This window comes from Blastococcus sp. SYSU D00813 (assembly GCF_054050735.1).
This window is the reverse complement of record NZ_JBJGZX010000002.1, coordinates 1-18,857: the sequence shown is the minus strand read 5'-3', so window position 1 is coordinate 18,857 and position 18,857 is coordinate 1. Positions and strand designations below refer to the sequence as shown.

The window sequence follows — 18,857 nt, the reverse complement described above, 5'->3', positions numbered from 1 at the left end:
GTCAGGCCGGCCGGAGGAGCTTGGGGACGCCCTGGGGCGGCGCCGAGAACGGTGACGGGCCGTCCCGCCCGACCTCGAACTGCCCCATCATGTCGTGGTCCTCGTGCGTGTTGTTGTGGCAGTGGATCATGTACCGGCCGAGGCGGGGTCCGAACCGGGTGACGATGCGGATGGTCTCGTTCTCGGCCAGGTAGACGACGTCCTTGGGGCCGGCGGCCTCGTACGGCGCCGGCGGCCGGCCGTTGCGGGACAGCACCTTGAAGTCCACCAGGTGCAGGTGCACCGGGTGGAACCAGCCACCCGCGTGGTTCTCCAGCTCCCACACCTCGACGTCGCCGAGGTCGGGGTCGGCGACGACCCGCCGGAACTCCGACCTCTCGACGTCCGCCCACGTCTCGTCGTTGATCGTCCACTCGCTGCCGCCGCGCTGGAAGCGCAGCTTCCGGGTGCGGTCGGCATGGCCGGCGTGCAGGTCCATCAGCGGGTGCGGCTCGATCGGCAGCGGGCGCGGCACCGGGCCGTTGTTCGTCGGGTCCGGGTCCGCGTCCAGGACGTCGAAGGCCACGACGCGGTCGGTGTGGTCGTAGTCGATCGCGTTCTCGACGCCCAGGTTGCGCAGCTCCACCCGGCGTCCCCGGAAGGGCGCGAAGTCGACGACGACGTCGTACCGCTCGCCCATGGCCATCCGGAGGTCGGCGGTGTCCACCGGGTCGTGCACCAGTCCCGCGTCCGTCCCGACGACGGTGAGCGGCGCGGCCGGCTCCAGCCGGAACCGGTAGCCGCGGGCGACGGAGGCGTTGAGGAACCGGAGGCGGTACTTCCGCGGCTGCACCGGGAAGGCGGGGAAGGGCACGCCGTTGACCAGCAGGACGTCACCCATCAGGCCCGAGTCGCTGTGGTCGTCGTAGAGCAGCTGCCCCCGGCTGGTGAAGGCGACGTCGGTGACCACCAGCGGGAGGTCGAAGTCGCCCTGCGGCAGCCCGATGAGGTCCTCGGCCGCGTCGAGCACGTGGTACTGACCGGCCAGACCCATGGCGACGTTCTCCGCGGTGTGGTGCGCCGCGTGGTCGTGGTACCAGAGCGTCCGCGCCGCCTGGCTGTTGTCGTACAGGTAGTTCTTGAACTGCCCGGGCCGGGAGGTGTCACTGGCGTAGCCGTCGTACTGCGGCGCCGACGGGGCGCCGTGCAGGTGGACCGAGGTCGTCGGCTCGTACCCGAACACCGGGTGCCGGACCGGGAGGTTGTTCGCGAAGCGCACCCGCACCTTGCGGTGCCGCTGGACCCGGAAGGTGGGGCCGGGGAACGAACCCTCGTAGCCCCACATCGTCGTGGCGTAGCCGGGCACCAGCTGGGCGGTGAACTGCCGCATCTGGACGTGGTAGACGTCGCGCTCGTCCTCGGGCCGGTCGGCCGGGTCGATCCCGACGGGGGTGAGCACCGGCGGCCGGACGACGGCGGGGTGCCGGGTGTAGGGGCGCGGGATCCGGCTCTCCGGCAGCTCGGAGGCGCGGGCGGCGTCCAGGGAGACGGTGAGGGGGAGGGCGAGCGCGGCGGCGCCCAGGGCACCGATCTTGAGGGCGTCGCGGCGGCTGAGCGTCAGGTCGTCCATGGTGCTGGTCCGTTCCGGGTGCGTTCCGTGCACGCCCAGCCTGGTGCCGCGAGCGGGTCCCGGGCAGCCGCACCCGAGGGGTCCCGGGACCCCCCTGCCGCGGGGGTGGTCAGTGCAGCGTCTTGAGCCCGACGACACAGCCGACGATGCCGGCCACCAGCAGCAGCCGGACGGCGCTGACCGGCTCGTCGCCGGTCACCATGCCGATCAGCACGGTCAGGGCGGCGCCGATGCCGACCCAGACGGCGTAGGCGGTGCCGGTCGGCAGCTCGCGCAGCGCGTACGCGAGGCCGGCCATGCTGAGCACCAGCGCGACGGCGAACACGACCGACGGCCACAACCGGGAGAACCCCTCGGAGCGGCCGAGCGCGGTGGCCCACACCGACTCGAGGACACCGGACAGGACGAGCACGAGCCAGGACACGACGGCCTCCGCGAGGTCGCCGTCTTGTCGCTGTCCGGGTACGGCGCCGCTCGTCCGGGGGTCGGGTGGGACCCGTCCCCATGCTCGCACGCGGGTCCGCGGTCAGCGGGAGAAGTGCGTCACCGGCCGCTCCTGCGCGACGCCGTCCAGCACGACGTCGACCGCCTCGTCGAGGAACGCGACCAGACCGGCGATCGGCAGCACGGCCGCGGTCGGGAAGTCGTAGCTCCAGGCGACGTCGGCCGGCCCGCCGGCGACCGACCAGTAGCCGCTGGTCCGCCCCTTGTACGGGCAGCCGGTGCGGGTGCCGCTGGGCACGAGGTGCTCGAAGCGGACGTCGGTGCGGGGGAGGTAGTACCGGGTGGGCAGGCCGGTCTCGAACAGCAGCACGGGGGACGACGACTCGGCCAGGACCCGCCCGTCGAGCTCGACCCGCACCGACCGCTGGGACCGCAGGGCGTCGACGCGCGAGTACGGGTTCCGCGGGTGGACGAACACCTCCTCGTCCTCCTCGAACCAGGCGTCCAGCGCCGACCACTCGAACCGCAGGTGCCCGGCGAGCGGCCCCTCGGCGTAGCACCAGCCGGCGCCGGGCCGCTGCGCGTCACCGGCGCGCAGGCCGTACCGGCGGGCACGCCCGAGCGGCCGGTCCTCGTCCTCGCCCTCGTCGACCAGGACGTCGGGGTCGACGTCGGCGACCGGGACGTGGAACTGCGGGTACGGCGGCCACTTCCAGCCGTACCGGGCCCGGGTGGTGTCCAGGACGACCCGGCCGGCCAGCTCGGCGCGCACCCGCCGCGGGACCGGCTCGACGTGCCCGACGGGGACGATCGGCTGCGGGTAGGACGTCACGGGGAGATCCTGCTCGCCCGTCGCCGGACGCGTCAGGAGTTCGGGCAGTTCTCGTCGATCCAGGTGCTGACCCGCTCGAACGCCGGGCCCACGGTCGTCTCGGCCTGCGAGACGATCTCCAGGGCCTGCGTCTCGGCGTCCGGCGCGGCCGGGTCGATCGCCGCGACGTCGTCCCGGATCTGGGCGAAGCCCTCCCGCGACGCCTGCCAGTCGTCGGCGATCTCGTCCGGGGGCTCGAGGGCGTCGAAGGCGTCGACCGTCTGGTCGAGCGCGGCGACGAGGGCCTCGACCCCCATGCCCTCGGCGTCTGTCAGTGCCTCGCCGGCCTCGCCGAAGAGCTCCTCGCCCTGGGTGCAGAACTCCTCGAACTCGCCGCCGCCCCCGCCGGACGAGGAGCCGGAGCCCGAGGAGCTCGACGACGAGCCCGAGCTCGACGAGGAGGCAGTCGAGGCCGGGCTCGCGGTGCCGCCGACCTCGTCGCTGCACCCGCTCAGCAGCAGGCCGGCGGCGAGGACGGCGGGGACGAGGACCCGGGATCGGCTCAGCACGGACCCACGCTATCCAGGGCGGGGGACCGACGCGCGCCGGTCACCCGCGGGCGTCGTCGTACCGGTCGAGCAGGACGGCGGCCAGGCGCGGGTCGGGCAGCAGTGGTGCGGTCACGGCGTCCGCGCCGGCGCCGGCGAGCTTGCCGGCGAAGTGGCCCGGCGCGAGGAGGTAGGCGGCCACGACGACGCGCTCGGCGCCGGCCCGCCGCGCGGCGGCGACCGCCTCGGCGACCGGCGGTCGGGCGGCGGACCCGTAACCGGTCGTCACCGGGCCGGCCCAGGACCGCTGGAGCAGGTCGGCGGTGTCCTCGACGTCGGCGACCGCCCGCGGGTCGCTGGAGCCGGCAGCGGCGAGCACGACCGCGGTCAGCGGGTCGCGCGGGTCGGTGCCGGCGGCGAGCAGGCGGTCGGTGAGCACCTCGACCAGCCGCGGGTCCGGGCCCAGCGGCCTCGCGGCCACCACCCCGGCGCGGCCCTCGACGGCGGCGGCGATGTCGACGTGCACGTGGTAGCCGCCGGACAGCAGCAGCGGGACGACGACCGCCGCCCGGCCCTCGGCCGCCAGCCCGGCCACGACGTCGGCCACGGTGGGCGGCTGGACGTCGACGAACGCGGCGGTGGTGTCCAAGCCCGGGCGCAGGTCGCGGGCGGCCAGCGCGAGCTCGGCGACCAGGCGCCGGCCGGCCGGGTCGCGGGTGCCGTGCGCGCAGGCGACCAGCACGGGGGCGCCGCCGGCGGCCGCGGCGGAGCTCACAGGCCGGTGAGCATGCCGCCGTCGACCGGCAGCATCACGCCGGTCAGGTAGGAGGCGGCGGGGGAGAGGAGGAAGGCGGCGACCCGGCCGAACTCGGCGGGGTCCCCGTAGCGGCGCAGCGGGATGCCGGCCTCGGAGGCCCGCCGCGCGGCCTCCGGATCGGGGCTGCGGCCGTCGATCTGCACGATCCGGTCGGTGGCGATCCGGCCGGGCAGCAGCCCGAAGACCCGGATGCCGCGGGGGCCGAGCTCGGTGGCCAGCGACTTCGCCGTCATCGCCAGGCCGGGGCGCAGGCCGTTGGAGATGGCCAGGTGCGCGATCGGCTCGCGCACCGACGTGGAGAGCACCAGCCCGATCGCGGCACCCTCGCCGAGGGCCGGCACCAGCGCGCGGACCAGCCGCAGGGTGCCCAGCAGGACCGAGTCGATCGCCGCCCGCCAGTCCTCCTCGGCGGTGTCGAGCACGGTGCCCGGCGCCGGACCGCCGACGCTGATCAGCGCGCCGTCCAGCCGGCCGAGGCGCTCGCGGCCCTCGGCGACCAGCCGCCCGGCCGCCTCGGGGTCGGCCAGGTCGGCCGGCGTCCCGAACGCGCCGGGCGCGCCGCCGAGCTCCTCGGCGGCGCGGGCCACCGAGTCCGGTGTCCGGGAGCTGACCAGCACCCGGGCGCCGTCGTCGACGAGGGCCCGGGCGGCCGCGAACCCCAGTCCCCGGCTCGCGCCGGTGAGCAGGTAGCCGCGGCCGCCCAGGCCCAGGTCCATGCGGGTCAGCCCTGCCGCAGCGAGCGCAGGACGTACTGCATGATCCCGCCGTTGCGGTAGTAGTTCGCCTCGCCGGGGGTGTCGATCCGGACGCGGGCGTCGAACTCCACGGCGGCACCGTCGGACGGCTGGGCCGTGACCTTCACCGTGCGCGGGGTCTCGCCGTCGTTCAGCGCGGTGATGCCGGTGATCGTGAACTCCTCGTCACCGGTCAGGCCCAGCGACTCCCGGTCCTGGCCCTCGGGGAACTGCAGCGGCAGCACGCCCATGCCGATGAGGTTGGAGCGGTGGATCCGCTCGTAGCTCTCGGCGATGACCGCCTTGACGCCCAGCAGCGCGGTGCCCTTGGCCGCCCAGTCGCGCGACGAGCCCGAGCCGTACTCCTTGCCGGCCAGGACGACCAGCGGGATGCCCGCCTCCTGGTAGGCGACGGAGGCGTCGTAGATCGTGGTCGTCTCGCCGGTGAGGTGGTTCTTGGTGACCCCGCCCTCGGTGCCGGGCACCAGCTGGTTGCGCAGCCGGATGTTGGCGAAGGTGCCGCGGATCATGACCTCGTGGTTCCCGCGGCGGGAGCCGTAGGAGTTGAAGTCGCGCCGCTCGACGCCGTGCTCGGACAGGTACTTCCCGGCCGGGCTGTCGGCCTTGATGGAGCCGGCCGGCGAGATGTGGTCGGTGGTCACCGAGTCGCCCAGCACGGCCAGCGTGCGGGCGCCGGTGATGTCGGCGACCGGGGCCGGCTCGGCCGGCATGCCCTCGAAGTACGGGGGCTTGCGGACGTAGGTGCTCTCGGCGTCCCAGGAGAACGTGTCACCGGTCGGCGTCGGCAGGTTCTGCCACTGCTCGGTGCCGGCGAAGACGTCCTCGTAGCTGCGGCCGAACTGCTCCGCGGAGACGGCCTGGTCGATGGTCCGCTGGACCTCCTGCGGCGAGGGCCAGATGTCGCGCAGGAAGACGTCCTGCCCGTCCTTGCCCTTGCCGAGCGGCTCGGTGGTGATGTCGACGTCCATCGACCCGGCCAGCGCGTACGCGATGACCAGCGGCGGCGACGCCAGGTAGTTCATCTTGACGTCGGGGTTGATCCGGCCCTCGAAGTTGCGGTTGCCCGACAGCACCGAGACGACGGCGAGGTCGGCCTCGTTCACCGCGGCCGACACCGGCTCCGGCAGCGGGCCGGAGTTGCCGATGCAGGTGGTGCAGCCGTAGCCGACCAGGTAGAAGCCGAGCTTCTCCAGGTACGGGGTGAGGCCCGACTTCTCGTAGTAGTCGGTGACGACCTTCGAGCCCGGCGCCATCGTCGTCTTCACCCAGGGCTTGCTGGTCAGGCCGGCCTCGACGGCCTTCTTGGCCAGGAGGCCCGCGCCGATCATGACCTGCGGGTTCGAGGTGTTGGTGCAGGAGGTGATGGCGGCGATGACCACGTGCCCGTTGTCCACGTAGGTCTCGGTGCCGTCCTCCATGACCACCTTGGTGGGCTTGGAGGGACGGTCGGGCACCCGGTCGGGGACGACGGTGTGCGGCTTGCCGGCCTCACCGTTGCCGGAGGCGAAGGGGCTGGCCGGGTCCGAGGCCGGGAAGCTCTCCTCCGACGCCTCGTCGACGTTGGACTCGGCCTCGGCGGCCTGGTCCTCGTCGCCGCTCACGTCGTGCGAGGCGTAGGTCGGCAGCACCTCGCGGAAGGCGGCCTTGGCGTCGGACAGCGCGACCCGGTCCTGCGGCCGCTTGGGGCCGGCGATCGAGGGGACGACGGTGGCGAGGTCGAGCTCCAGGTACTCGGAGAAGGCCGGCTCGCGCGACGGGTCGTGCCAGAGGCCCTGCTCCTTGGCGTAGGCCTCGACCAGCGCGACCTGCGCGTCGCTGCGGCCGGTGAGCCGCAGGTAGGCGATCGTCTCCTCGTCGATGGGGAACATCGCCGCGGTCGAGCCGAACTCGGGGCTCATGTTGCCGATCGTGGCGCGGTTGGCCAGCGGCACCGCGGAGACGCCCTCGCCGTAGAACTCGACGAACTTCCCGACCACGCCGTGGCGGCGCAGCATCTCGGTGATCGTGAGGACGAGGTCGGTCGCGGTCGAGCCCTCGGGCAGCTCGCCGGTCAGCTTGAAGCCCACGACGCGGGGGATGAGCATCGAGACCGGCTGGCCGAGCATCGCGGCCTCGGCCTCGATGCCGCCGACGCCCCAGCCCAGCACGCCCAGGCCGTTGACCATCGTGGTGTGCGAGTCGGTGCCGACGCAGGTGTCGGGGTAGGCGACGGTCCGGTCGCCCTCCTGCCGCGGGAACACCACGCGGGCCAGGTGCTCGATGTTGACCTGGTGGACGATGCCCATGCCCGGGGGGACGACCTTGAAGTCGTCGAAGGCGCCCTGGCCCCAGCGCAGGAACTGGTAGCGCTCGCCGTTGCGCTGGTACTCGATCTCGACGTTGCGCTCGAACGAGTCCGGGGTGCCGAAGACGTCGGCGATGACGGAGTGGTCGATGACCAGCTCGGCGGGGGCCAGCGGGTTGATCTTGTTCGGGTCGCCGCCGATCTCGGCCATGGCCTCGCGCATGGTGGCCAGGTCGACGATGCAGGGGACGCCGGTGAAGTCCTGCATGACCACGCGCGCCGGGGTGAACTGGATCTCCTCGCTCGGCTCGGCCGCGGGGTCCCAGTTCGCCAGCGTCCGGATGTGGTCGGCGGTGATGTCCGCGCCGTCCTCGGTGCGCAGCAGGTTCTCGAGCAGGACCTTGAGGCTGAAGGGCAGCTTCTCGGAGCCCTCCACCGCATCGAGCCGGTAGATGTCGTAATCGGTGCCGTCGACGCTCAGCGTCGCCCGCGCCCCGAAGCTGTCCTTGCTCGCCACGTCTATGCGCCTACCCCTCGCTGGTCCGTCGCGGCGGTACCGCCGCGCTCGTTGCCACCCCCGATCATCCCAGCCCGCGCGGGCGCATGCGCAGGTGAGGCGACCCTTCCCTCACCCGTGACGTCGCCCACGCCCGGGGCTCCTACGGTGGACGTCGTGACCGACGCCGCGCCGACGACCGACCCCGGAGCCGTCCCCGGCTGGCTGGCCGGCGCCTCCCGGGTCACCGTGCTCACCGGTGCCGGCATCTCCACCGAGAGCGGCATCCCCGACTACCGGGGCCCGAACGGCGTCTGGACCCGCGACCCCGACGCGGAGAAGCTCGTGACGCTGTCCTACTACGTGTCCGACCCCGACATCCGCCGGCGGGCCTGGCTGATGCGCCGCGAGCTGGGGATCGGCGACGTGCAGCCGAACGCCGGGCACCGCGCGCTGGTCGACCTCGAGCGCCAGGGCCGGCTCCGGGCGCTGGCCACGCAGAACGTCGACGGCCTGCACCAGGCGGCCGGCTCCTCGCCGGAGCTGGTGCTGGAGCTGCACGGCACGGTGCACGAGGTGGAGTGCCTCGCCTGCGGCGACCGGACGACGACGGCGGAGGCGCTGGCCCGGGTCGACGCCGGCGAGCCCGACCCGGCCTGCCTCGTCTGCGGCGGGATCCTCAAGACGGCGACGGTCAGCTTCGGGCAGGCCCTGGACGCCGCGGTCCTCGACGCGGCGGCCGCCGCCGCGACCGACTGCGACGTCTTCCTCGCCGTCGGCACGTCGCTGGGCGTGCACCCCGCGGCCGGGCTCGTCGACCTGGCGGCCGGCAGCGGGGCACGGGTCGTGATCGTCAACGCCGAGCCGACGCCCTACGACTGGGCGGCGTCGCTCGTCGTCCGCGAGCCCATCGGCGTCGCGCTGCCCCGGCTGCTGGCCGCATGAGCGACCGGGAGCGGCTGCTGGCCCGCTACCGGGCGCTGGTGCTCGAGGAGCTGCCGCGGCGGGCGCGGGAGGGGCGGTGGGTCGTCACCGCCGACCACTGCTTCGGGCGGATCGTGCTCGACACCGTCGTCGGCGGCCGCTGGCACGACGTGCTCGACCGCCGCCGCTCCCCGGCGTTCGCCCAGCTGGACGACGAGCGGCTGGCCGCGGCGGTGGCGCTGGCCGAGCGGGTCCTGGCCGAGGGCGACCCGCTGCTGCGCCGGCTGGACGCCCAGAGCCTGGCCTGGCGCGGCAAGCCGCCGAAGCGGGCGCCATGACGCTGCTCGCCCTGCACCTCGCCTTCGCCGCCGCCTACGCCGGCTTCCAGTGGACCGTCCGCGTCCTGGTCTACCCGCAGATGGCGGTGCTGCCGCCGGAGGCTTTCCCCGCCTACGAGCACCGGCACCAGCGGCGGGTCACCCGCGTCGTGGGGCCGCTGTTCCTCGGGCAGGCCGTGACCACCTTGTGGCTGCTGGTCGACCGGCCCGACGGGACGCCGCTGCTCGCCGTCCTCGCCTCGGCGGCCTGCCTGGTCGTCGTGCTGGAGCTGACCGCCCTGGGCGCGGTGCCGCAGCACCGCCGCCTGGACCGCGGCTGGGACCCGGCGGTGCACCGGCGGCTCGTGCGGGTGGACACGTGCCGGGCGCTCACGGCGACGGCGGGGGTCGCGGCCGCGCTCTGGCTCCTCCTGGCCTGATGGAGGACGCCCCCACCCCTCGCCCCGCTCAGGGCGGGCCCCGGCGAGCGGGCCGCCCTGAGCGGGGCCTGGTCGATCAGCCCACGGTGTGGCCGTGGGCGAAGAGGCCGGCCGGGTCGACCCGCCGCTTGACCGCCAGCAGCCGCTGCCGGTCGGCGTCGTCCCACAGGGCGGCGACCTGCCCGCCGGTCACGGGTCCGGCGAAGTTGAGCAGCGACCGGCCGGTCGACCAGGGCGCCAGCTCGGCCACCACGGCGTCCACCACCCCCGGGACGATCCCGGCGACGGGCGGGGACATCGGCCCGAGCACCCAGCAGGAGAAGGCGGCGTCCCGGCCGGCCACCGCGTCGGGCACGGCCGCCGGCCGGCCCGCCGCGCCGCCCAGGTGCCGCAGCTCGACCATCACCAGCGGCACCTCGACGTCAGGGCCGGCGGCGGCGAGCAGCGCCTCGACGGTGTCGGCGGTGAGCTCGCGCAGCAGCGTGCCGCGGTCGTACGTCGGCATGGGGTCGGTCGGGTCCATGTGGATCGCGTCGACCGCGGCGAAGGGCATCTCGCCGACGCCGTCGAGCAGCGCCGGCGCCACCGCGCGCATCGGCGCCACCAGCGCGGCACCCTCCTCCGCGCTGCCCAGGTGGGCCACCCGCAGGTGCACCACCGTCCGGCCGCGCAGCGGCTCGGGCAGGCGGGGGTCCGGGGGCATCCGCAGGACGGCGACGGAGGTCGTCGTCTCCTCGGGCAGGGTGGGCGCCCAGGCGCGGTAGGCGTGCAGCAGGTCCCGCGCGGCCGAGCCGGGGAAGAAGACGCCGCCGCCGTACAGCCGGGCGACGGGCACGAGGCCGACCTCGAGCGCGGTGACGATCCCGAAGCTGCCCTTGCCGCCGCGCAGCGCCCAGAACAGCTCCGGGTCGCTCGCGGCGTCGACGGTCCGCACCTCGCCGTCGCCGGTCACGATCTCGGCGCTGCGGACGGCGTCGGCGGCGAAGCCGTACCTGCGGGCGAGCGGCCCGAGGCCGCCGCCCAGGGTGTAGCCGACGGCGCCCACGTGCGACGACGACCCGGACAGCGGCGCGAGGCCGTGCGGGGCGGCGGCGTCGATGACCTGCCGCCAGCGGACGCCGGCGCCGATGCGGGCGGTGCGCGCGGCGGGGTCGACGGTCACCTCGGCCATCCGGGAGGTGGTGACGAGGACGGCGCCGGCCAGGGCGGAGGTCAGGCCGTGACCGGTCGCCTGCACCGCGACGGTCAGCCCCTGGGCGGCCGCCCAGCGGACGGCGGCGGCGACGTCGCCGGCGCAGGTGGCGCCGACGACCACGACGGGCGCGGGGGTGTGGGTCGTGGTGAAGGGGGCGACCTCGGCGGCGAAGCCGGCGTCGCCGGTGAGCAGGACGGGGCCGGCGACGGCGAGCTCCAGCTCGGCGAGGGGCAGCAGGTGGGTGGGGTCGGTGGCGGTCATGGCGGGACTCCTGGTCGGGGTAGGGGAGGGGGTGGGTTCAGCGCCCGGCGGTGACCTCGAGCTCGACGGCCATGCCGGGGACGGCCAGCCGGGAGACGCCGAGGAGGGTCATGGGGGGCGTGGCGGCGCCGAGCCGCTCGCCGAGGACGTCCCAGGCGGCGAGGACGGCGTCCAGGTCGACGGCGTAGACGGTCAGCCGCAGCACGTCGGTCCAGTCCATGCCGCCGGCCGCCAGCAGCGCCTCGACGTTCGCCACGGCGAGCGCGAGCTGCGCGGCCGCGTCCCCCTCGTGCAGCAGGGCGCCGGACTCGTCGACCGGGCCCTGGCCGGCCAGGGTCAGCACGCGGGCCGGGACCGGACGGAGCTGGGCCTGGTCGAAGCCGAAGGCGGCGTTCCAGGTGGTGGGGTTGATCCGCTCCAGCTGAGCGGGGGTCGCTGTCATGGCGACGAACCTGGCGCGGCGCCGTCCGCCGGCCCATCCCAGCGGCCTGGGGACCGCGCCCCCCAGGTTCCTGGGGGTACCGGCCGGCCCCGGCCGGGGCCACACTGACCGGCCGTGACGACGATGCTGGCCGAGCGGGTCCGCGCGCAGGTCGACGGGCTGGCCGCCGGCGGCCTCGACGCCCCCACCTTCGCCGCGGCGGCCTTCGAGGTGCTCCGCCGCGCGGTGCCGTTCGCGGCCGGTTGCCTCGCGATCGCCGACCCGGCGACCGGCCTGGTCACCAGCACGGCGAAGGCCGGCGGGCTGACCGACGAGACCGACGACCAGTGGGCCCGCTTCGAGTACGAGGTGGACGACCCCTCCACCTTCATCCGCGTGGGCGGCATGCCCGGCGGGGTGCGCGCGATCTCGGTGGCCGACGGCCCGGCCGACCACTCGCCACGGCTGCACGAGTTCCTCGGGCCCGTCTGGCACCTCACCGAGGAGGTCCGGCTGGCGCTGCGGGTCGACGGCAGCACCTGGGGGTTCCTCGCGCTGCTGCGCGACGGCCGGGGCGGCTTCACCGCGGCCGACGAGGCCTTCCTGAGCGGCGTCGCGCCGTCGCTGGCCGCCGGTCTGCGGGCCGGGCTGCTCGTCGGCGCCACCGGCCGCCCGACCGAGGTGGACGGCCCGGCGGTGGTGGTGGTCGACGCGGCCGGCGAGGTGGTGTCGGCCAGCGTGGGCGCCGAGGCGCGGGTGGCCGATCTGGGCGGCGGGCCGGTCGGCCGGTCACCGCTGCCGATGCCGCTGCTGACCCTGGTCGGCGCCGCCCGCCGGGTCACCGCCGACGGCCGGCCGGCGGTGCCGCGGCTGCGGCTGCGCACGCTGTCGGGGCACTGGGTGGTCGCGCACGCCTCGCCGCTGCTGGCCCGGGACGGCGCCGGCACGGACGTCGTCCTCACCATCGAGGAGGCCCGGCCGCCGGAGATCGTGCCGCTGGTCGTGTCCGCGTTCGGGCTGACCCCGCGGGAGCGGGACGTCGTCGCGCTGGTGCTGCAGGGCGTGGACACCACGGCCATCGGCCGGGCGCTGCACCTGTCGGCCTACACGGTGCAGGACCACCTCAAGTCGATCTTCACCAAGGCGGGGGTGCGCAGCCGCCGCGAGCTGACCGCCCGCGTCTTCTACGACCAGTACGCGCCGCGGCTCGCCGCGGGCGCGGACGTCGGCCCGGGTGGCTGGTTCGCGGGGGCTGCCGGGGAGGCGGCCGGGCACTAACGTCCCGCCCATGCGCGTGCCACTGACGACCCGCGACTTCCTCGACCGCGCCGAGCTGGTCTACGGCGACCGCGTCGGGATCGTGGACGAGCCGGACCAGCCCGCTCCCTCGCTCGGTGAGCTGACCTGGCGGGAGGTGGCCCGCCGCGGCCGGGCGCTGCAGGCCGGGCTCGACGCGCTCGGGGTGGGCGCGGGGGAACGGGTCGCGGTCGTCAGCCACAACGCCGCTCGGCTGCTGGAGGTCCTGCTCGCCGTCCCCTCCTCGGGCCGGGTGGCGGTGCCGGTCAACTTCCGGCTCGGCGAGGAGGAGGTCCGGTACATCGTCGGGCACTGCGGCGCGCGGGTGCTGCTGGTCGACCCGGAGCTGCGCGAGTCGCTCAAGGGCGTCTCCGCCGAGCACTGCCTGGGCACCGGGGACGAGTACGAGCAGCTGCTGCGGTTCGACACCGAGCCGGTCCCGTGGGCCGAGCCCGACGAGGACGCCACCGCCACGATCAACTACACCAGCGGGACGACGGCGCGGCCGAAGGGCGTGCAGATGACCCACCGCAACGAGTGGGTCAACGCCGTCACGTTCGGCATGCACATGCAGGTCAGCGACCGTGACGTCTACCTGCACACGCTGCCGATGTTCCACTGCAACGGCTGGGGCCTGCCGTACTCGATGGCCGGGGTCGGCGCGAAGCAGGTCGTGCTGCGCAAGGTGGACGGCGCGGAGATCCTGCGCCGCGTCGAGCAGCACGGCGTCACCGTGATGGCCGGGGCGCCGGCGGTGTGGAACGCCGTGCTGGACGCCGCGGCCGAGTGGGACGGCGAGGTCCCCGGCCGCGACCGGGTGCGGGTGGTCGTGGCCGGCGCGCCGCCGCCGTCGCGGACCATCGCGCGCATCGAGGCGGAGCTCGGGTGGGAGTTCAACCAGATCTACGGCCTCACCGAGACCGCGCCGCTGCTGACCATCAACCGGCCGCGCGCGGAGTACGACGACCTCGAGCCGGAGGAGCGGGCGAAGCGGCTCTCCCGGGCGGGGGTGCCGGCGCTCGGGACGCGGCTGTCGATCAGCGAGTCGGGCGAGGTCCTGGCGCAGGGCAACACGGTGCTGGCCGGCTACTGGGAGAACCCGGACGCCTCGGCCGAGGCCCTCGAGGGCGGCTGGTTCCACACCGGCGACGGCGGCTCGCTCGACGAGGGCGGCTACCTCACGATCTCCGACCGCAAGAAGGACGTGATCATCACCGGCGGGGAGAACGTCTCCTCGATCGAGGTCGAGGACGTCGTCTTCAGCCACCCCGCCGTCGCCGAGGTCGCCGTCATCGGGATCCCCGACGAGAAGTGGGGCGAGATGGTCACCGCGCTGGTCGTCCTGGCCGAGGGGGAGCAGGCCGACGAGGCCGCGATCATCGCCCACTGCCGCGGCAGGCTGGCCGGCTACAAGGTGCCCAAGCGGGTCGAGTTCCGCGACGAGCTCGCCCGGACCGCCACCGGGAAGATCCAGAAGTTCAAGCTCCGGGAGAGCTTCTGGGCCGGCTCCGAGCGCCAGGTCAACTAGGCGCGTGACGGCGACCGGCGAGGAGGCGGGCGGCGACGGCGAGCGGTGGGCACCCGGGAGGGTGTTCGGGCTCGCCGTCCCCGCCGACGCAGCGGCGCTGCTCTCCGGCGGGCCCGGCTGGCTCACCGAGGCGTTCCGCGCGGCCGGCTCCCTGTCCGCGGACGAGCGCGTCGGCCGCATCGTCGGGTGGGAGGAGTTCCGGGGCGGCGGCACCGGGAAGAAGCTGCTGCTGACGGTGGCCTACGAGACGTCGCGGCCGGACCTGCCCGAGGAGCTGTTCGTCAAGTTCTCCCGCAACTTCGACGACGAGCTGTGGGACAGCGGCCGGGTCCAGATGGCGTCGGAGGTGGACGTCGCGCTGCTGTCCCGGTCCCCGGGCTTCCCCGTGCCGGTGCCCACGGTGGTGTTCGCCGACGTCGACCCGGAGACCCACACCGGGCTGATCGTCACCGAGCGCATCCCCTTCGGGCGCGGCGGCGTCGAGCCGCACCACCCGAAGTGCCTGGACCACCTCGTGCCGGACCAGGTGGGGCACTACGAGGCCATCCTCCGGGGGCTCGCGAGGCTGTCGGGCGCCCACCGGGCGGGCCGGCTGCCGGCGGACGTCGACGAGCGGTTCCCGTACTCCCGCGAGCCGGCCGCGGCCGGCCTGGCGCCCCGGGTGCCGGAGGCCAAGGTGGTGCAGTGGGCCATCCGGGTGTTCGCGTTCGTCGAGCGCCACCCGCAGCTGTTCCCCGAGCACGTGCGGGGCGCCGCGCTCCGAGACCGGCTCCTGGCCGACATCCCCGACGTGCTGGCCGCCGAGGACCGGATCCGGGCCGTCCTGCACGGCAACCCGGACTTCATCGCCTTCGCGCACTGGAACGCCAACATCGACAACTGCTGGTTCGAGCGGGGACCCGACGGGGAGCTGGTGTGCGGCTTCCTGGACTGGGCCAACGCCGGGCAGCTCAGCGTCGCGCAGGCGATCACCGGCGCGATCAGCGGGGCGGAGCCGTCCGTCTGGGGCGAGCACCTCGACCCGCTGCTGAGCGTGTTCGTCGAGGAGTACGCGGCGAGCGGCGGGCCGCTGCTGGACCTCGACGAGCTGCGGCTGCACATCCTGCTGATGGCGGCCTCCGGCCTGACGCACTCCCTGGGGGCGCCCGTCGCCCTCGCGCGCGAGGTCCCGGACCTCGACGCGCTGGAGAGCTCCCGGGACCCGCGGCTCACCGCGCACGAGAACGCCCGGATCCAGCTGCACATGACCACGCGGCTGCTCGACCTCTGGCAGACCCGGCAGCTGGGCGACCTGGTCCGCTCGCTCTAGCCGACGCCGCTCAGATCCCCCGTGCCGCGTGCTCGAGCAGCGCCTGCGCGACCCGGTCGACGTCGTCGGTGTCGGTGGCCCAGTCGGACACGGAGATGCGCATGAGGCGTTCGCCGCGGTAGGTGGTCCCGCTGAAGAAGGCGAGGCCCTGGGCCCGGATGCCGGCCATCACGGCGTCGGCCAGCCGGCCGTGGTCGCCGTCGGGGGACAGCCAGCGGACCAGCACCTGGTTCGACACGACCTCGTTGACGATCTGCGCGCGGCCGCTCGCCGCCAGGACCCGGGCGAACCGCTGGGCGTGGCCGACGGTGCGGTCGACGAGCGCGGCGACCCCCGAGCGCCCGAGGGACCGGAGGGTGGCGTAGACGCCGACCCCGCGGGCGCGGCGGGAGAACTCGGGGTTCCAGTCCATCGGGTCGCGGGCACCGGTGCCCTGCTCGAGGTAGCTGGCCTGCACGCTCATCGCGGCCATGTGCGCGGCGGCGTTGCGGCAGATCGCCACCCCGCAGTCGTACGCGACGTTGAGCAGCTTGTGGCCGTCGGTGGACCAGGAGTCCAACCGGTCGAGACCTCGCACGTGCCGGGACATGCTGGGCGCCGCGGCCGCGAGCAGCATCACCGCGCCGTCGACGTGGACCCACGTCGGGTTGCCCCGCGCCCGGTGCCCGGCGGCCAGCTCGGCGACCGCGGCGAAGTCGTCGAACGCGCCGGTGTTCACGTTGCCGCACTCCACGGCGACGATCGTGGGACCCGACACCGCCTGCAGCGTGCGTTCGAGCGCCTCGGGCACGACCCTGTCCTGCTCGTCGCAGGGCACCAGCACGGCCGACCGCTCACCGAGCCCGAGGAAGCGCAGGGCGCGCAACACGGTGGAGTGCACGCCCTCCTTGAGGACGACAGTGACCCCGGGCGAGCCGATCAGACCGTCGGCCTCGACGTCCCACCCGGCCTGGCGGAGCACCTCGTCGCGGGCGGCCGCCAGGCAGGTGAAGTTTGCCATCTGCCCGCCGGTGACGAAGCCGACCGAGCTCTCCGCCGGCAGGTGCAGCAGGTCGACGAGCCACTGTGCCGCCAGCTCCTCCGCGACCGCGACGCCCGGCGTGGGAGGGAAGAGCCCGGCGTTCTGGTCCCAGGTCGAGACGAGGAGCTCCGCACCCCACGACGCCGGGTGCAGACCTCCGATCACGAAACCGAAGAACCGGCCGCTGGCGTGGGCGGTGACCAGGGGCGTGAGGTCGCGTGCGAGCTCCGAGACGACCTGCACCGGGTCGACGCCGTCGTCCGTGAGCGGGTGGTCGAGCGCCGCCCGGACCTCCGGATGGCCGGTGTCGGGGTGGACCCGCCGGGTCGGGAGCGACTGCAGGTACTCCAGCGCCGCCGGGGCGACCACGCCCAGGACGCTTTCCCAGTCCGAGCGGTACATGTGGCCCCCTCGTCGTCGGCGAGGGCCATGCTGACACGGCGACGCGCTCGCGGAGAGCGCCTTTCCTGCGGAGGTCCATCGGCTGCGGTGGCCGGAGGGGGCCGGCTCAGGCGCAGACCGGCGGAGGTGTGCCGTCGTCCGGGACGAAGTCGATGACCTTCCCGCCCTCGTCGGTGTAGGTCATCCGGTCGTCGGTGATGACGACGGTGCCCTGCCCGACCCAGTCCTCCGGCGGGTTCGTCGCATCGACCCCCATGCCGTCGACCATCTGCGGAACCGCCTCCCAGAGGCGCCCGTCGACGGTGACCGGCTCGACGCCGCAGTGCCACAGGGAGACCTGCACCGTGTTCGGCTCGTCGGAACCACCGCAGGCGGCCAGGACCCCGGCAGTCAGGAGCACGAGCCAGCGCACACTCGCAGGACGTGCTGGGACACCAGCCGGTTCCCGGGGGCCGGAACGGGCAGTCGTCCCAAGTCAGACGGCCGGCACGGGACCGGTGGTGGGTCGCGCCTCGCCTGACCGGGGGCACCGGACCGTACGGCGGGGTTCGTCCCATGGGCCGCCTCCAGGGCCACGTCTGTGGCCGTTCGGACGGCGTGTCCGAGAGTGCTGGCAAGGGCCTCCTGAGATCTGTGGACAGGTCTCTGACCTGGGGATTCGTCCTGCGCGGCCCTCCTCGAGCCGCTAGGATCGAACACACATTCGAAGCGGTCGGGAGGGGTCGTGGGCGAGCTGCAGTCGGCGCTGGACACCCTGGCCGGCCTGGACCTGGACGACCTGCCCGACGGGGAGCTGCTCGACCACGCCCGGGAGCTGTCAGCGGCAGCCCACCGGCTGGAGGCCGAGCTGACCCGGGTGGTGCGCCGGGTGGACGTGCGCGGCGCGGTCGAGCACGACGGCGCCCGGACCGCCCAGTCGTGGCTGCGCGGGGTGCTGCGGCTGTCCGGGTCGCGGGCCTCGCGGCTGGTCGGCCACGGGCGGGTGCTGGACCTGCTGCCGGAGGTGGCCGCGGCGTTCGCCGCCGGGGAGCTCGGCGGCGACCAGGTGGAGGTGATCGCCCAGATCGCCACCCCGGCCCACCGCGACCTGGCCGAGGCGCAGGGCATCGACCTGGCCGAAGTCGAGGCCGCGCTGGTGGTGGTGGCCACCCACGGCACGCACGCCGATCTGCAGTCCGCGGTCGGGAACTACCTGGCCAAGCTCGATCCCGACGGACCCGAACCGGACCCGACGGTGGAGCGGTCGGTGTGGCTGGTGCCGCAGCCCGACGGCGGCTGGACCCTCGGCGGCACCCTGGACGCCGTCGGCGGGCAGAAGGTCGCCACCGCCCTGGAATCGATCCAGGCCGCGTACCGCTGCGCCGGGGACACCCGTTCCCGCGCCCAGCGCACCGGCGACGCCCTCGTCCAGCTCGCCGACAACGCGCTGGCCTGCGGTGAGCTGCCGGTGCTGCGCACCGTCAAGCCCCACGTCATCGTCACCCTGCCGCTGAGCGACCTGCTCGACCCCGGCACCGGGCCGGCCGCCGCCGGCACCGGCCTGGGCGCCACCCTCTCCGCCGCCGCCGCCCGCTGGATCGCCTGCGACGCCGGCGTCACCCGCATCGTGCTCGACCCCGACGGCCTCCCCCTTGATGTGGGCCGCACCCAACGCACCGTCCCCGCGCACATCCGCAGAGCCGTGGAACTGCGCGACCGGCACTGCGTGTTCGCCGGCTGCGAGGCCCCGGCCTGGTACTGCGACGTCCACCACCGGCTGCACTGGGCCCTGGGGGGAACGACCTCCCTGGACAACTCCGCCCTGCTGTGCGAACGCCACCACACCAAGGTCCACCACGGCTTCCGCGTCGAACGCGACGACACCGCACCACCCGGCCACCGCTGGCGCACCTACCGCCCCGACGGCACCCAGATCCTCATCCACCCACCCCTGCGCGTCTGACCCCCGGCACCGTCCACCCGCCACCCCCACCCGCCAC

At 74.7% G+C, this 18,857-nt stretch carries 18 protein-coding genes and 1 riboswitch; of the genes, 7 read left to right on the top strand and 11 right to left on the bottom strand.

Annotation, left to right across the window (positions count from 1 at the left end; translation table 11 throughout):
• Nucleotide 1: 1 nt before the first annotated feature.
• The 7 genes from ACI8AX_RS01480 to ACI8AX_RS01450 form a co-directional block, all read right to left on the bottom strand.
• On the bottom strand, nucleotides 2-1,609 hold the full coding sequence (locus tag ACI8AX_RS01480; protein WP_456548012.1) for a multicopper oxidase family protein: 1,608 nt from the start codon (nucleotides 1,607-1,609) through the stop codon (nucleotides 2-4).
• Between the two features lie 109 nt (nucleotides 1,610-1,718).
• Nucleotides 1,719-2,033 (bottom strand): DMT family transporter, encoded by a 315-nt coding sequence (locus ACI8AX_RS01475; RefSeq protein ID WP_456548011.1) that lies wholly within the window; start codon nucleotides 2,031-2,033, stop codon nucleotides 1,719-1,721.
• A 13-nt stretch (nucleotides 2,034-2,046) separates the two neighbouring features.
• Nucleotides 2,047-2,110, bottom strand: a riboswitch (guanidine-III (ykkC-III) riboswitch).
• A gap of 25 nt (nucleotides 2,111-2,135) precedes the next feature.
• Nucleotides 2,136-2,885 carry a DUF427 domain-containing protein gene (locus ACI8AX_RS01470; RefSeq protein ID WP_456548010.1) on the bottom strand — a complete coding sequence of 250 codons (750 nt, stop codon included), beginning with the start codon at nucleotides 2,883-2,885 and terminating at the stop codon, nucleotides 2,136-2,138.
• A gap of 32 nt (nucleotides 2,886-2,917) precedes the next feature.
• Nucleotides 2,918-3,433 (bottom strand): hypothetical protein, encoded by a 516-nt coding sequence (locus ACI8AX_RS01465; RefSeq protein ID WP_456548009.1) that lies wholly within the window; start codon nucleotides 3,431-3,433, stop codon nucleotides 2,918-2,920.
• A 40-nt stretch (nucleotides 3,434-3,473) separates the two neighbouring features.
• Nucleotides 3,474-4,187 (bottom strand): sirohydrochlorin chelatase, encoded by a 714-nt coding sequence (locus ACI8AX_RS01460; RefSeq protein ID WP_456548008.1) that lies wholly within the window; start codon nucleotides 4,185-4,187, stop codon nucleotides 3,474-3,476.
• Entirely contained in the window at nucleotides 4,184-4,945 is a 762-nt protein-coding gene (locus tag ACI8AX_RS01455) for an SDR family oxidoreductase (RefSeq protein WP_456548007.1), read from the bottom strand. The genes ACI8AX_RS01460 and ACI8AX_RS01455 overlap by 4 nt, the downstream gene beginning before the upstream one ends.
• A 5-nt stretch (nucleotides 4,946-4,950) precedes the next feature.
• A complete protein-coding gene (locus ACI8AX_RS01450) occupies nucleotides 4,951-7,785 on the bottom strand; it encodes an aconitate hydratase (protein WP_456548006.1) in 2,835 nt (944 codons plus the stop codon).
• Between the two features lie 156 nt (nucleotides 7,786-7,941).
• Between ACI8AX_RS01450 and ACI8AX_RS01445 the strand changes: the two genes are divergently transcribed.
• Genes ACI8AX_RS01445 through ACI8AX_RS01435 form a run of 3 tightly spaced genes read left to right on the top strand, consistent with a single transcriptional unit; the run spans nucleotide 7,942 to nucleotide 9,445 of the window.
• Entirely contained in the window at nucleotides 7,942-8,709 is a 768-nt protein-coding gene (locus ACI8AX_RS01445; protein ID WP_456548005.1) for an SIR2 family NAD-dependent protein deacylase, read from the top strand.
• A complete protein-coding gene (locus ACI8AX_RS01440; RefSeq protein ID WP_456548004.1) occupies nucleotides 8,706-9,026 on the top strand; it encodes a hypothetical protein in 321 nt (106 codons plus the stop codon). The genes ACI8AX_RS01445 and ACI8AX_RS01440 overlap by 4 nt, the downstream gene beginning before the upstream one ends.
• Nucleotides 9,023-9,445: a DUF1772 domain-containing protein gene (locus ACI8AX_RS01435; protein WP_456548003.1), complete on the top strand. Its 423-nt coding sequence runs from the start codon at nucleotides 9,023-9,025 to the stop codon at nucleotides 9,443-9,445. Before ACI8AX_RS01440 ends, ACI8AX_RS01435 begins: the two co-directional genes overlap by 4 nt.
• 76 nt (nucleotides 9,446-9,521) lie before the next feature.
• On the opposite strand, the gene ACI8AX_RS01430 is transcribed toward ACI8AX_RS01435, so the two are convergent.
• The gene (locus ACI8AX_RS01430; protein ID WP_456548002.1) at nucleotides 9,522-10,901 is read right to left on the bottom strand and encodes an FAD-binding oxidoreductase; all 1,380 of its coding nucleotides are present in this window, start codon (nucleotides 10,899-10,901) and stop codon (nucleotides 9,522-9,524) included.
• Nucleotides 10,902-10,938: 37 nt separating this feature from the next.
• Nucleotides 10,939-11,343 (bottom strand): RidA family protein, encoded by a 405-nt coding sequence (locus tag ACI8AX_RS01425; RefSeq protein WP_456548001.1) that lies wholly within the window; start codon nucleotides 11,341-11,343, stop codon nucleotides 10,939-10,941.
• 123 nt (nucleotides 11,344-11,466) lie between these two features.
• Here ACI8AX_RS01425 and ACI8AX_RS01420 point away from each other — a divergent pair, with 123 nt between their 5' ends.
• The 3 genes from ACI8AX_RS01420 to ACI8AX_RS01410 are packed head-to-tail and all read left to right on the top strand — an operon-like array spanning nucleotide 11,467 to nucleotide 15,455.
• Nucleotides 11,467-12,600, top strand: a complete 1,134-nt coding sequence (locus tag ACI8AX_RS01420; protein WP_456548230.1) for a response regulator transcription factor — start codon at nucleotides 11,467-11,469, stop codon at nucleotides 12,598-12,600.
• 10 nt (nucleotides 12,601-12,610) lie between these two features.
• Complete coding sequence (locus ACI8AX_RS01415) at nucleotides 12,611-14,146, top strand: AMP-binding protein (protein WP_456548000.1); 1,536 nt, start codon at nucleotides 12,611-12,613, stop codon at nucleotides 14,144-14,146.
• Nucleotides 14,147-14,150: 4 nt separating this feature from the next.
• Nucleotides 14,151-15,455: a hypothetical protein gene (locus ACI8AX_RS01410; RefSeq protein WP_456547999.1), complete on the top strand. Its 1,305-nt coding sequence runs from the start codon at nucleotides 14,151-14,153 to the stop codon at nucleotides 15,453-15,455.
• 10 nt (nucleotides 15,456-15,465) lie between these two features.
• On the opposite strand, the gene ACI8AX_RS01405 is transcribed toward ACI8AX_RS01410, so the two are convergent.
• Both ACI8AX_RS01405 and ACI8AX_RS01400 read right to left on the bottom strand, forming a co-directional pair.
• Nucleotides 15,466-16,878 (bottom strand): pyridoxal phosphate-dependent decarboxylase family protein, encoded by a 1,413-nt coding sequence (locus ACI8AX_RS01405; RefSeq protein ID WP_456547998.1) that lies wholly within the window; start codon nucleotides 16,876-16,878, stop codon nucleotides 15,466-15,468.
• 106 nt (nucleotides 16,879-16,984) lie between these two features.
• A complete protein-coding gene (locus ACI8AX_RS01400; protein ID WP_456547997.1) occupies nucleotides 16,985-17,278 on the bottom strand; it encodes a hypothetical protein in 294 nt (97 codons plus the stop codon).
• Nucleotides 17,279-17,602: 324 nt separating this feature from the next.
• Here ACI8AX_RS01400 and ACI8AX_RS01395 point away from each other — a divergent pair, with 324 nt between their 5' ends.
• Nucleotides 17,603-18,820 (top strand): DUF222 domain-containing protein, encoded by a 1,218-nt coding sequence (locus ACI8AX_RS01395; RefSeq protein WP_456547996.1) that lies wholly within the window; start codon nucleotides 17,603-17,605, stop codon nucleotides 18,818-18,820.
• The last annotated feature ends 37 nt before the right edge of the window (nucleotides 18,821-18,857 follow it).

What these genes read in the sequence shown, in the direction of transcription:
- ACI8AX_RS01480 (WP_456548012.1), bottom strand. Translation starts at nt 1,609, where the DNA reads ATGGACGACCTGACGCTCAGCCGCCGCGACGCCCTCAAGATCGGTGCC.
- ACI8AX_RS01455 (WP_456548007.1), bottom strand. Translation starts at nt 4,945, where the DNA reads ATGGACCTGGGCCTGGGCGGCCGCGGCTACCTGCTCACCGGCGCGAGC.
- ACI8AX_RS01440 (WP_456548004.1), top strand. Translation starts at nt 8,706, where the DNA reads ATGAGCGACCGGGAGCGGCTGCTGGCCCGCTACCGGGCGCTGGTGCTC.
- ACI8AX_RS01435 (WP_456548003.1), top strand. Translation starts at nt 9,023, where the DNA reads ATGACGCTGCTCGCCCTGCACCTCGCCTTCGCCGCCGCCTACGCCGGC.
- ACI8AX_RS01430 (WP_456548002.1), bottom strand. Translation starts at nt 10,901, where the DNA reads ATGACCGCCACCGACCCCACCCACCTGCTGCCCCTCGCCGAGCTGGAG.
- ACI8AX_RS01425 (WP_456548001.1), bottom strand. Translation starts at nt 11,343, where the DNA reads ATGACAGCGACCCCCGCTCAGCTGGAGCGGATCAACCCCACCACCTGG.
- ACI8AX_RS01420 (WP_456548230.1), top strand. Translation starts at nt 11,467, where the DNA reads ATGCTGGCCGAGCGGGTCCGCGCGCAGGTCGACGGGCTGGCCGCCGGC.
- ACI8AX_RS01415 (WP_456548000.1), top strand. Translation starts at nt 12,611, where the DNA reads ATGCGCGTGCCACTGACGACCCGCGACTTCCTCGACCGCGCCGAGCTG.
- ACI8AX_RS01405 (WP_456547998.1), bottom strand. Translation starts at nt 16,878, where the DNA reads ATGTACCGCTCGGACTGGGAAAGCGTCCTGGGCGTGGTCGCCCCGGCG.